We start from the raw sequence: 13,167 nt of genomic DNA, 5'->3' as shown, positions 1-13,167 counted from the left end.
CCCACGTGAGCGGAACGGAGCCTGCGGGTCAGTCCGCAGGCTCCGCTCCCAGCACGCCAGGGCCTAGATGTCCGCTCACGAGCGGCGAGTACGTGCCACGGCGAAGCCTCCGACCATGAGGACCGCGGCAACGGTGAGGCCGAGAGTCGGGGCGGCCAGTGACAGCAGTAGAGGTACCGCAAAGCCGAGGTAGACGAAGCAGTAGTACACCGCTACGGCGCTGGAGAGATCGCCGCCCACCGGGATGTTGTTCTCGACGATCATCAGTCCGGAGACGAGCAGCATGCCGTAGCAGCTACCCAGCAGCACACACGCGAGAACGATCAGTCCGAGCGACACCGCGCCAGTAGTCGCCAATGCCGCTGCTGCCGAAGCGAAACCGACGCAGCCGAATGTGACTCCGGTGGCGACGGGGATCATGGCCCCTCGGCCGGCCAAGCGCCGAGCCGTCGGCTGCACGGCGACGCCGGTCCAGAGCGTCAGTGCAGCTACGGCTCCGGTGAACGCGACGGACAAGGAGCCGGTGACGTCGGAGACGTGCGGCGGCAAGGTCGCGAAAGCGACTGTCGCCGTGCCGAATACCCACGGCGCCCATGGTGCGACACCGGCGATGAACCAGCTCTGGCCGACGACGCCTGCCGTGGGCGCCTTCCGTTCGACTGCGCGCGCCCGTGTCTCGGGGACGCGCCACACCGATGCGCCCGTGGCGACCATCATCACCAGGTGGACCAGATAGGGCAGTACGTCGGGCATCGGTAGCCACTGTGCGATGAGTCCAGCGAACAATGCTCCGCAGCCGAAGCCCGCCGACAACGCGACCGCGGTACGACGCGCACCTGCGCCTGGACTGTCGCTGAGTTCCTTGATCCAGGCACCGCCTGCGGTGAAGGCCATGCCGGACGCGACACCGGCCAGCACGCGACCGAGATACAGCAGGCCGGGCATGTCGGCGCCGAGAGCGAGAATCACCGTCGACACCATCGCGACGCCGACCATCGGTCGGACGATCGCGCGGCGACCGACTCGATCCGAGAGTCTTCCGAAGTACAGCAACGACGGAATCAACCCCAGCGCATACGTGCCGAGCATCGCGGTGAACGCGGTACTCGTCAGGCCGGACGTGTCCCGGTACACCAGCTGCATCGGAGCGAACTGGTTCGCACCCCAACTCACGGCGAACACAACGGCGACCACACGCATCCAACTCACGGGCATTCCCGTCATTCTTCCTCTCCGATGCTCCGGTCGATGTGGCAGACGTTGCCAGCGTCGACCGCGATTCTGTGTCGATTGTGGTCGTATGTTGCCCACTGCAGGAAAAGTAGGTTCACGACAATGAACGGTGGAGTCTGGGTGGGGCGATCGGCCAGGGCCATCGCCGACGACGTGCAACACGGGCGAGTTACCGCCCGCCGGGTCGTCTCCGAGCATCTGGCTGCGATCGAGCGCGGCAACGACAAGCTGAACGCGCTGGTCACCGTCTGCGGATCCGAGGCGTTGTCGGCGGCGGACGATCTCGATCGCCGGCGCAAGGCCGGGGAAACACTCGGCCCGTTGGCGGGCGTGCCGTTCAGCGTCAAGGACACCATCGCTACCGCCGGGGTCCGTACCACTGCCGGGTCGCGGGCATTGGCGTCGAACATCCCGGTGCACGACGCCGCTGCGGTGGTTGCGTTCAAGAACGCAGGCGCGGTTCTGGTGGGCAAGTCGAATGCTCCGGAATTCGGGTCGTGCGGTTTGACACGCAACGATCTGTTCGGCACGACGGCGAGTCCGCTGATCGCCGACGGGATGCCGCGCTCTCCGGGTGGATCGAGCGGAGGTGAGTCGGCGTCGGTGGCGGCGGGGTTCAGTGTGCTGGGGTTGGGGACCGATTTCGGTGGTTCGGTTCGGTGGCCGGCTCATTGCACAGGGTTGATGTCCGTGCGCCCGACACAGGGCCGGATCGACGGAACCGGGCAGCTTCCCGGTGTGCTCGACGATGGGCATGTGCTGGTGAACCCGGTAACAGCGCACGGAGTCATTCAGACGATAGGTCCACTTGCACGGAATCTGGGCGATGTGAAGCTCGCACTCGACGTGCTTTCCGGCCCGTCGTGTTCGCGTCCGGCAGATGCGCCCACCGTCACGTGGGCTTCGGGGGACGGCACGGTTCCTGTCGATGTCGAGATCGTCGATGCAGTCCAGGCTGCGGCGGCCGCGCTGGGTGCACGACGCTACGAGGGCGGCGCTCTGGCGCAGGCGAATTCACTGTTCGGCGCACTGCGTGCCACAGAGTCGCACTCCGATGTTCGGGCCATGGTCGGCGACCGCATGGATCTGCTCACCGACGAGTTCCGATCCACCCTCGAGGCTCCGCGGGTCTCGGGCGCGGAGGAGTTGTGGGCGACACGGGCGAAGCTGATCCGGCAGTTCAGAGCTGAGATGGGTGATGTTCTGCTGATGCCGGTGGCGTCGATTCTGGCCCCGCCGGTGGGGCTCGAACGCTTCTCCGTGGACGGCCGAGAGTTGACGTGGATGGATGCCCTCGCGAGCTCACGCGCCATCAGCGTGCTCGGTCTCCCGTCCGTGACGGTACCGATAGCCCGCGCACGCAACGGTTTGCCGATCGGTATTCAGATCATCGCTCAGCCCTGGCGTGAGTGCGACGCTTTCGCGGTGGCCGAGACACTCGCCCGCCCCTGACGCGGAAGGGCGGGCGAGACCGAGTCAGATGACTGCGCGCTTGCGCAGGTCGATGATGTCGTCGGCGCTGAGGCCGAGTTCGGTGAGTACCTCGACGGTGTCTGCGCCGAGTGCGAGCGGCGGCGCACTCTTGACCGGCAGCGTTTTGCCGTCGACCCAGAACGGGCCACGCACGACGGGCGTTCGACGTCCGTCGGGGGTCTCGGTGTCCTGCACCATGTTCAGAGCACGCACCTGCGGGTCGGCGAAGACTTGGTCGATGGTGTGAATCGGGCCGCACGGTATTCCGACCGCACGCATTGCGGTGATCCATTCCGCCGCGGTCTTGGCCGTCAGGAGTTCGAGAATTTCTTTGGTCAGGCTGTCGCGGTGCTGTAGGCGGAGTTTGCCGTCCGCGTATTCGGGCTTGTCGGCGAGCTCGGGCGCGCCGAGTACCGAAGTGAGCGCTGTCCAGTGCTTTTCGGTTCCAGTGGCGATGGTGATGGGAAAATCGGCGGTGTCGAAGACGCCGTACGGTGAGATGGACGGGTGAGTGTTGCCGGTGGGCTGCGCCACACGGCCGGTGCTGATGTAGTTCTGTGCCTGAAACGTCATGATGGAGATTGCGGACTCGAGTAGGGAGGTCTCGACGCGTCGTCCGCGTCCGTCGCGTTCACGCGCTGCAAGCGCTGCGGAGATTCCGAGCGCGGCGTAGATGCCGGACACCGTGTCCACGATCGGAATTCCGACGCGCATCGGTGCGCTGCCTGCATCGCCGGTCACCGACATCAGGCCGGACATTCCCTGCGCGACCTGATCGAGCCCGGCGGCGAGGTGATCCGGCCCGACGGGTCCGAACCCGCTGACGCTCATGATGATCAACCGCGGATTCTCGCGTTCGAGTTCGTCGGGGTCCAGTCCCATGTCGACCAGCACGCCGGGCCGGAAGTTCTCGATCAGCACATCCGCATCGAGGACCAAGCGCCGCAGTATCTCTCGGCCGTCGTTGCTCCTGAAGTCCACGGCGACAGATCGTTTGCCGCGGTTGACCGAGGTGAAGTACAGACTTCGCTCGTCCTCGAACGGTGGCCACTGACGTGAACTGTCGCCGGTGCCGAGTGGTTCCACCTTGATCACCTCGGCGCCGAAGTCCGACAGCAGTGATGTGCACAACGGGCCGGCGAGTGCCCTGGTGAGATCGAGAACTTTCGTCCCGCTGAGTAATCCGTCCATCGAAAGTATCCCTCGCTCGTCTCGTCCACTGGTATGCCCTCAGACGATGGCCGAGGCACCGGGGGCGGCGCGACGGCGACATTGCACAACGACGACGCCGACTTTTCGGCGCTATGTGTGCCCGGGCAGCCAGTCCGTTGCTTATAACCTGAGTCCAGGCGAGTGAACGGAGGATCGAGCGATGCGTGAGATATCACCTCAGTTGTACGCATGGCTGCAAGCCGGAGACGATGCCGCGCTGGCGACCGTGACCCGCACGTGGCGATCGTCCCCTCGCAGGCCGGGCGCTGCTATGGCGGTGAACCGCCGTGGCGAGGTGATCGGCAGTGTGTCCGGCGGATGTATAGAAAGCGCGCTGTACGAGACGGCTCGGGACGTACTTGCCGACGGCAACTCGCGCGTCGAGATATTCGACGTCACCGACGACGACGCATACGGCGTCGGGTTGACGTGCGGGGGACGCATCGAGGTACTGGTGGAGTTCGTCCATCACGGGGATTCTCCGATGTCGGACGTGTGCCGCCGACTTGCTGCGGACGAACCGGTTGCCGTGTTGACCACCCTCGCCACGGGCATGCCGTCACGGCATCTGATCGTCGACGCCAAGTCTGCCTCGGGGGATCTGCACCTGACACGGACGCAGGTTCGGGACATCATCGCCAGGCTCGAATACGGTGAGTCCGACGTGTTCGTCGCAGCGGCCGGGACGCTGGCCGATAGTGACGTTCTTGTCGACTTCCACCGGCCACTGCCACGCATGTATGTTTTCGGGGCAATCGACTTCGCAACGGCTGTCAGCACACTCGGTGTGTTCGCCGGGTATCACGTCAGCGTGATCGACGCCCGGCCAGTCTTCGCGACACGCGCGAGATTTCCGTCGGCGCACGAGGTGATCGTCCGGTGGCCGGACAAGTTCTTGGCAGAGGCTCCCGTCGATTTGCGAACGGTGATCGTCGTCCTCACCCACGACGAGAAATTCGACATCCCGTTGCTGAACATCGCCCTGCGTTCCGACGCCGGGTATGTGGGCGCGATGGGCAGTCGGTCCACCCATGCGCGACGGGTGGATCTACTGCGCGAGCGAGGAATCGACGCACAGCAGCTCGCCCGCCTGCACTCGCCTATCGGACTCGATCTGGGAGCTCGAACTCCCGCAGAGACTGCGTTGTCGGTGATGGCGGAGGTCACCAAGACGGTACGTGGTTCCAGTGGCGACGAACTGCGCTTCGGCCGCGGACCGATTCACGGGCTCGTTTCGTCTGCTTGACCTGTTGTCCTGCCGCGCGGGGCAGTGAGCGTTAGGATCGACGTTTCCCCCGCGAACGAAAACCGAGGTGCCAGCCCAGTGTCCGTACCCATTCTGGACAGCGAGATTCCACTCGAAGAGCTGCTTCGATCGGCGCTGTTGCCGTCCTCCTCGGTCGTCGTGGGAGATGTCGACGGGGTGGCAGTACACGGGGTCGGGTTCATGGCGGTTCCGGACATCGGGCCGTGGCTCCGGAGTGGTCAGCTGTTGATCACGTCTCCGCGCACGCTCGGCCTGCTGACCGAGGCGGCGTCGACGTTCGTTGGGCGTCTGAGCTCGCGTGGAGTCGTGGCGCTGGCGGTGCAGTTCAACAGTGACGGCTGGAATCTCGAACCGGAGATGATCGATGCCGCTGCACAGCTCGAGCTTCCGATCATCGCCTATCACGGCGACGGCGACCACCCACTCGCCCGCGGTCGAGCGCGCATCGAAGCGGCGCAAGTCGGCGCGATGTTCGAAGCCGAGCGCATCAGAAAGCTGTTGGTCGACATCGTCATGGCAGGAGGTGGCCTGACGGATCTGGCCGAGGTAGCGTCGCGTGAGTTGAACGGCACCGTCTTGCTGACCACGTCCGACGGCCGCGAGATCTGTCGAGCGGGCGATGCGGGCGGACGCAGGAGGTTGTCGACCAGTCCCGCCCTCGACTCGACGGGGCGGCTCCGAACCGACACCGTCGAAGGCGGTCTCGGCATGCACGTCTTCGACGGCCACGCCAGTGCGGTCGCGGCCGTCTCCGCCAACCACATCGACCACGGGCGAATGGCGCTGTTCGCGTGGGACCGCGAGATGGCCGAACACGACCTGTACCTAGTGGAGCGCGCGGCTGCGGTGTGTGCACTGGTGGTGACTCGTCAGCAGGCAGTGGCGTCGGTCGAGGAACGGCACCGGGCAAACTTCATTCACGATCTGATGTTGGGTCGTGCCGGAGACTCGGATCACGTTGTCTCGCATGCCAAGACGTTCGGCTGGGATTTCGACAGGCCCTTGGTCATCGTCAGTATCGAACCTGATCCGGTGGTCGACGAATCGTCGAGTTCGGTGCACCGACTTCCTGTCGTCGATCGTCAGGCGATGGCGTTCTCCGGCGCGATCGCGCACCGGGACCCCGGCGCGGCGGTGACGGCACTGACTGGAGAAACGGTCATAGTCATGGGCGTCGGGTCCGACACGATGGCATTGGTGCGGGATTTGGTGAACGTCGTTCGCGGCGAAGGTGGCGGCGGCAGAAGGCCGTTCAGTGTGGGAGTATCGCGCACTGCGGGCTCGACCGACGGCGTTCCGTCCTGTTACAGCCAGGCTCGCACGGCGTTGACTGTCGGTCGTCGCATTTCGGGTCAATGGTCGCTCACGAATTTCGACGACCTGGGTGTCTACCGCCTGTTGTCGCTCGTGGAGGACGAGGACGAGCTCGAGAACTTCGCGCGAGAAACGCTGCGTGAGCTGACCGAGGACACTGCGGAGGCGCAGGACATGCGAAACACACTCGAAGCGCTACTGGCAACGAACATCAATATCGCGGAGACCGCCCGGAAGCTCCATTTCCACTACAACACACTGCGTTACAGGGTTGTGAAGCTGGAGAAAATCCTGGGCTCGTTCACCGAGCAGCCGGAATTGCGGTTGGACCTGTCTTTAGCACTGAAGATAATCGCGATGCGCGGCATCAATCACTAAATCTGCCAATCCGAGCCCGCTCGATCTGTCAGATTGTCATCACTCGGGCCCTCTCCGCCTGTAATAACGTTCAGGTTCACCACGGGCGATCTGTGAGCTGGAACACAGAACGCGGGCGCCCTCCTCTTCGTGAAAGGCTGAACATGCCGATTTGGACGTTGCATGGGGATGGCAAGACGGTGGCGCCGGGTGAAGTCGTCGCTCCCGGTGAACGGCTCAGCTGGGGGCGGACCATCGGACTCGGTGGCCAGCACGTCGTATCGATGTTCGGCGCGACGTTCGTGTTTCCGATCATCATGGGTCTGAATCCGCAACTGGCAGTGATGATGTCAGGGTTCTGTACCATCTTCTTCCTTCTGGTGGTCAAGGGCCGGATTCCGAGTTATCTCGGAACGTCCGCTGCGTTCGTCGGCGGCATCGCCGCGATTCGGGCGCAGGGTGGCACCTCGGCGGAGGTCACCGGTGCGATCCTGGTGTCCGGCCTCGTGCTCGGGCTCATCGGCGTCGCTGTCCACTTCCTCGGCGGCCGCCTCATCTTCAAGTTGCTTCCGCCCGCCGTCACCGGGGCGGTGGTCATGTTGATCGGCTTCAACCTCGCACCGGTGGTGGCCGGCCTCTACTGGCCGCAGGACCAATGGATCGCGCTGTTCGTGATGGCAGCGTTGATCATCATGTCCGTCGCGCTTCGCGGCTTCATGGGTCGGATCGCGATCTTCCTCGCGTTGATCCTCGGTTACGCCGCGTCGTGGGCGCTCGACCGTCTCTCCGGGCCGATAACGTCGTACGACGCGAACGTCGGCGAGATCACCGAGCACTTCCGCGTCAACTGGGACCCTGTTGCGTCGGCCTCCTGGTTCGGTCTACCGCCGTTCTCCGACGAGGCCAACGGTGTCGTCGGCATCCACGCCCCGTCGTTCAGCCTCACGTTCGTCGTACTGGTTCTGCCCGGTGTCATCGCGTTGATCGCGGAGAACGCTGGTCACGTCAAAGCTGTCGCGGAAATGACCAAGGAGGACCTCGACCCGTACATGGGCCGTGCGTTGGCCGGTGACGGGTTCGCCACGGCAATCGCCAGCGGCGTCGGTGGCTCACCGACGACCACTTACGCCGAGAACATCGGCGTCATGGCCGCTACGCGCGTCTATTCCACCGCCGCGTACACCGTGGCCGGCATCGTTGCCATGCTGCTGGGTTTCTCGCCCAAGTTCGGCGCGTTCATCTCGGCCACCCCGGGCGGTGTGCTCGGCGGCATCACCGTTGTCCTCTACGGCATGATCGGCCTGCTCGGAGCCAAGATCTGGAAGGAGAACGGCGTCGACTTCGGCAACCCGCTGAACATGATGCCCATTGCTGCCGGCCTGATCATCGGTATCGGCGACGTATCCCTGACGTTCAGCGACACCTTCTCCCTCGGGGGCATCTCGCTCGGCACGATCGTCGTGATCCTCATGTACCACTTGTGCCGATTCGTCGGAGCCCGCAATCCCGAGTTGGACCGTTACACATCGGGCACGTCCGAGGGATCGACACCGAGCAAACAACTGACCTGATTGTGACAGGCATCGTGCGTGACTGTTGTCACAAGTAGACAAGTTACCTTCGTTTCCGGACAGGCAGGATCGAGACATGAAACCGTCGCCGCTGACATACCACCGGCCCACCACGATCCCGGAGGCGTGCCGGATACTCGCCGAGGTCTCGTATGAGGGCAAGGTCATGGCGGGTGGTCAGTCACTCGTCCCGCTGCTGTCGATGCGGTTGGCCGCACCGGCGCACATCGTGGACATCGGAGCGGTGCGAGACCTCGATTCGATTGTTGCCTCCGGTGATTCGGGCGTCGAGTTCGGCGCGCTGGTCACGCACTCGGTACTGCACGATCACCCTGCAGCCCGAGAAGTTCAGCCGTTGTTGAGCCGAGGCCTGCATCTGGTGGCGCATCCGACGATTCGCAACCGCGGCACCACCGTCGGATCGATCGTGCACGCGGATCCCTCGGCCGAGATGCCGGCCGTGCTGTCGCTGCTCGGCGGAGAGGTCACGGTGCAGTCGACGCGGGGTCAGCGCGTGATCGCGTCCGCCGACCTGTTCGCCGGGCCGCTCGAGAGCACGCTCGAGCCCGACGAGATCGCTCTGGCCGTGCGCGTACCGGCAGCGCGAGCGGGAGTCGGTACCGCTATCGACGAGATTGCCCGACGGCACGGCGACTACGCGTTGGTCGGTGTCGCGGCCCAGGTGGAAGTGGTGGACGACTACGTCGTCACCGCGAAGATGACATACATTTCGGCAGGAGAGCTCGGTCTCGTCGTCGATTACAGCGACACCCTGGCCGGGGCGTCGGCGACCGACGAGCGTGACCCCAAGTGGCGTGCGCTGGGCGAGCTGGCCCGCGACACCGTCGAGACCGACGCCGACATCCATGCCACGGCCGCTTACCGTTCTCAGCTGGTGTCTGCGCTGACCAGTCGAGTCGGACTCGCGGCGGCCGCGGACGCACGCACACTCGTGAGGAGCAGAACCAATGCCTGACAAAACCATCGACGATCAGCTCGCGGAGCTGCAGGCCGACACCGGCGAGCATCACGTCGCCGTCACGTTCACGCTGAACGGCGTCACCGAAACCGCGGTCCTGCCGTCTCGGACCCTGGCGTCGGATGCGATTCGACATCACCTGCGCCGCACCGGAACACACGTCGGCTGCGAGCACGGTGTGTGCGGGGCGTGCACGGTGTTGCTGGACGGGAAGCCTGTCCGATCCTGCCTCGTGCTCGCAGCTGGCTTGGAAGGCCACTCGGTGACGACGGTGGAGGGACTCGTCGAACCCGACGGCACGCTGCACCCGGTGCAGCAGGCGTTCAAGGACTGCCACGGTCTTCAGTGTGGTTTCTGTACTCCGGGATTCGTCACGACGATCGCGGCATTCCTCGAGGACAACCCGAATCCGACGCACGACGAAGCGACCGATGCCATTGCCGGAAACTTGTGCCGCTGTACCGGATATCAGAACATTCGTGCATCGGTGCTCCGCGCCGCCGAGATCAAACGTGAACGGGCGGGGGAGTTCCCGCTCGGCGTCGACGACGAAGCCACCCGTGACGCGCTCGACCGTAAGGTCCGCGGCGCGACTGCACCTGTCGGTGGAAAGGCGGGGAGGGCATGACAACCCAGATCGACACCGCGCACGTGGTAGGCGCGTCGGAGAAGTTCTTCGGCAAGCCCATTCCGCGGGAGGAGGACACGCGTCTGCTCAGTGGGCAGGGCCGTTACCTCGACGACCTCGGCCACGGCGCGCTGATCGCGGCGTTCGTGCGTTCCCCGCACGCGCACGCGAAAATAATCGACATCGACATCGATCCGGCGCTCGATGTGGCAGGCGTTCACGCCATCTACATCTACGACGATCTGGTCGACGATTCGGAGGAGATGGCGGAGAATCTGCCACTGCTTATTCCGCATCCCGCGATCGTCGCCGCGCGCAACGGATATCCGCTGGCCAAGGACGAGGTCAACCACGTCGGTGAGGCCATCGCCATGGTCGTCGCGGACAACCGCTACATCGCCGAGGATGCGTGCGCGAAGATCGACGTGACGTACGAGATGCTGGACCCTGTTGTGGGTATCGACACCGCGCGCACTGCCGCCAAGGCGGTCCACGCCGATGTGCCGGACAACGTCGCGGCACGGTTACAACACGGATTCGGCGATGTCGACGCCGAACTGGCGGCTGCACCCAACCGTCTGACATTGGATCTCGAGATCGAGCGGTCCGCCTCGATGCCCATGGAAGGCAAAGGCGTCTACGCCCGCTGGGACGGCGACGAGAACGTACTGACGTTCTGGACGTCGACGCAGACCTCCACGTCCGCGCGCGCCGCCATCGCAGCTCGACTCGGCATGGCACTGAACAAAGTTCACTGCATCGCGCCCGATGTCGGCGGCGGTTTCGGTGTCAAGATCGTCCATCCCTGGCCGGAGGAGGTCATGGTCACCTGGGCTGCCCGACGCCTCGGCCGCGCCGGCGTTTCCAACGAGGTCAAGTGGGTTGAGGACCGCCGTGAGCATTTCATCTCGAGCGCCCACGAGCGTGGCCAGATCCAGAAGGTCGAGATCGGTTTCGACGACGACGGACATCTGCTCGCTTTCGACTTCACGTTCTGGCACGACAACGGCGCGTACCTGCCCTACGGCATCATCGTCATGATCAACACGGCCACACAGGTGCTGGGACCGTACAAGCCGAAGTCCTTCCGCGTCGACGCGTACTCGCTCTATACCAACACGGTGCTGGTCACGCCGTATCGCGGCGCCGGACGGCCTCAGGCGGTGTTCGCGATGGAACGTGCGATGGACGCCATCGCCGATCATCTCGACAAGGACAAGATCGCCGTTCGTGAGATCAATTTCGTTCGGCCCGAGGACATGCCGTACGACTTCGGGCTGATGTTCCAGGACGGGCGCCCGTTGATCTACGACACGGGCGACTACCAGGCCGGCATCGACAAACTCAAGAAGCTCGTCGACTGGGATGGCTTTCCCGAGTACCAGAGGAAGGCGCGAGCCGAGGGTCGTACTGTCGGCATCGGTATCGGCGCGTACGTCGAAGGAACCGGACCGGGACCGTACGAGGGCGCACATGTTGTCGTCGAGACGTCCGGCAAGGTCAAGGCCGCGACGGGGTTGACGACGCAGGGGCAGGGACATCAGACCGCGTTCGCGCAGATTGTCGCCGACGACCTGGGCGTGAAGGTGTCCGACGTCGAGATCGTCACCGGCGACACCCGTCGCTTCGGCTACGCCGTCGGTACGTTCGCCTCACGTGGTGCGGTGATGTCGGGTTCGGCGTTTCATGTCGCGGCGCAGATGGTCGCTGAGAAGGCGAAGAATGTGGCGTCGGGAATCCTCTCGGTGGATCCGAGTGATCTGGAGCTGCGCGGGGGACATGTGTGTGTGGTCGGCACCGAACCCGGTGTCGACGGGACATCGGTACCTCTCAGCGTCGTCGCGGTGCTGTCGAATCCGCTGCGCTACGCCTTCGACAAGGAATCCAAGCTGGCCACGGGTTTCGCCAAGACCAACCCGGACATGACGAAACCGCCGATTGCGGAGGGCGACCAGCCTGGGCTCGAAGCCACCGGGTACTACTCGCCGCCGCACTCGACCTTCGCGTCTGGGGTGCACGCTGCCATCGTCGAAACCGATCCGATCACCGCCGAGATCACCGTGCTGCGGTACGTCGTCATTCATGATTGCGGCAATGTCATCAATCCCCGCATCGTCGAAGGACAGGTCCAGGGTGCAGTGGCGCAGGGCATCGGCGGAGCGTTGTACGAGAAGATCGTCTACGACGAGCACGGGCAGATGCTCAACGCCTCCTACATGGACTTTCTGATGCCGTTCGTCACCGAGATGCCGAACACGTTGGAAATGGACCATACGGTGACGCCGTCGGGCCTGAACCCATTGGGAATGAAGGGTGCAGGCGAAGCGGGCGTGATCCCCACCAGCGCCGTCATCGCCGCAGCCATCGAGAACGCCGAAGGCATCCCCATCACATCCATGCCTATCTCACCGTCGGAGTTGTTCGAGCTCCGCCTCGCGCACCAGTCAGCACAGGAGAATTCATGAGAATCGCCGGCACCGCACAGCTCACGGCACCTCGCGAGGAGGTGTACGACAACCTGCAGGACGGACGCGTACTCGCCGCGACCATTCCCGGGGTGCAGTCACTGGAACAGCTGACGGACAACCACTACAAGCTGTCCATCATGGCCGGAGTCGCGTCCATCAAGGGAGTGTACGACGGTGAAGTCGTTCTTTCGCAACAGGATCGGCCCCATTCGTTCGTCATGACGGCGTCTGGCGCGGGTGCCCCGGGAACGGTAAAAGCCGACGTCACGGTCACCCTGACCGAGAACGAGGGCGGCACCCTGCTCTCCTACGACGCCGACGCGGTCGTCGGAGGAATGGTCGGAGGCGTCGGGCAGCGCATGATCACCGGCGTCGCGAAGAAGATGGCCGGAGTGTTCTTCAAGAGCATCGACGGGGTCATCGCCAACGGCATTCCGTCGTCGACACCCGAGGCCGCACCGGCCGGTGAAACGGATGCGGCGCAGCCGGACCGGCAGGTCGCAGCAGCATCTGCACCCTCCGTGGCCGTGGCGAGTGCGGGGGGTGCGGACATCCGTACCGTCGTGGTCAGCGCTGCCCTGGGAGCCGCCATCGCCCTCACCGGTGTAGTCATCGGCGGCGTACTCGGACGGTCGAAATAGGTCTGCACTTCAACCGTTCCCCCG

Annotated in this window: 10 protein-coding genes; 8 read left to right on the top strand and 2 right to left on the bottom strand. The window is 64.5% G+C overall.

All coding sequences use genetic code 11. The features are described from left to right. Positions 1-75: 75 nt before the first annotated feature. Positions 76-1,224 (bottom strand): MFS transporter, encoded by a 1,149-nt coding sequence (locus tag CH289_RS17695; protein WP_019663295.1) that lies wholly within the window; start codon positions 1,222-1,224, stop codon positions 76-78. A 111-nt stretch (positions 1,225-1,335) separates the two neighbouring features. Between CH289_RS17695 and CH289_RS17690 the strand changes: the two genes are divergently transcribed. Further along, positions 1,336-2,685 (top strand): amidase, encoded by a 1,350-nt coding sequence (locus CH289_RS17690; RefSeq protein ID WP_094728273.1) that lies wholly within the window; start codon positions 1,336-1,338, stop codon positions 2,683-2,685. A 24-nt stretch (positions 2,686-2,709) separates the two neighbouring features. On the opposite strand, the gene CH289_RS17685 is transcribed toward CH289_RS17690, so the two are convergent. Further along, positions 2,710-3,897: a CaiB/BaiF CoA transferase family protein gene (locus tag CH289_RS17685; RefSeq protein WP_033187928.1), complete on the bottom strand. Its 1,188-nt coding sequence runs from the start codon at positions 3,895-3,897 to the stop codon at positions 2,710-2,712. Between the two features lie 181 nt (positions 3,898-4,078). Here CH289_RS17685 and CH289_RS17680 point away from each other — a divergent pair, with 181 nt between their 5' ends. From CH289_RS17680 to CH289_RS17650, 7 genes are all read left to right on the top strand, one after another. After that, positions 4,079-5,164: an XdhC family protein gene (locus CH289_RS17680; RefSeq protein WP_094728272.1), complete on the top strand. Its 1,086-nt coding sequence runs from the start codon at positions 4,079-4,081 to the stop codon at positions 5,162-5,164. A 78-nt stretch (positions 5,165-5,242) separates the two neighbouring features. Next, a complete protein-coding gene (locus CH289_RS17675) occupies positions 5,243-6,877 on the top strand; it encodes a helix-turn-helix domain-containing protein (protein ID WP_019663300.1) in 1,635 nt (544 codons plus the stop codon). Positions 6,878-7,020: 143 nt separating this feature from the next. Further along, positions 7,021-8,427, top strand: coding sequence for a uracil-xanthine permease family protein (locus CH289_RS17670; RefSeq protein WP_051104797.1), 1,407 nt, complete (start codon positions 7,021-7,023; stop codon positions 8,425-8,427). Between the two features lie 76 nt (positions 8,428-8,503). Further along, on the top strand, positions 8,504-9,403 hold the full coding sequence (locus tag CH289_RS17665) for an FAD binding domain-containing protein (RefSeq protein ID WP_020112751.1): 900 nt from the start codon (positions 8,504-8,506) through the stop codon (positions 9,401-9,403). Beyond that, positions 9,396-10,034: a (2Fe-2S)-binding protein gene (locus CH289_RS17660; RefSeq protein ID WP_019663303.1), complete on the top strand. Its 639-nt coding sequence runs from the start codon at positions 9,396-9,398 to the stop codon at positions 10,032-10,034. Before CH289_RS17665 ends, CH289_RS17660 begins: the two co-directional genes overlap by 8 nt. Next, positions 10,031-12,499: an aerobic carbon-monoxide dehydrogenase large subunit gene (cutA, locus tag CH289_RS17655; protein WP_019663304.1), complete on the top strand. Its 2,469-nt coding sequence runs from the start codon at positions 10,031-10,033 to the stop codon at positions 12,497-12,499. The genes CH289_RS17660 and cutA overlap by 4 nt, the downstream gene beginning before the upstream one ends. Beyond that, positions 12,496-13,143 (top strand): SRPBCC family protein, encoded by a 648-nt coding sequence (locus CH289_RS17650; protein WP_019663305.1) that lies wholly within the window; start codon positions 12,496-12,498, stop codon positions 13,141-13,143. Before cutA ends, CH289_RS17650 begins: the two co-directional genes overlap by 4 nt. Positions 13,144-13,167: the final 24 nt, after the last annotated feature.

The sequence above is a fragment of the Rhodococcus sp. RS1C4 genome, from assembly GCF_002258225.1.
Taxonomy (GTDB): Bacteria; Actinomycetota; Actinomycetes; order Mycobacteriales; family Mycobacteriaceae; genus Rhodococcoides; species Rhodococcoides fascians_E.
The sequence above is the reverse complement of the archived record's forward strand: the minus strand, read 5'-3'. Positions and strand labels throughout refer to the sequence as shown.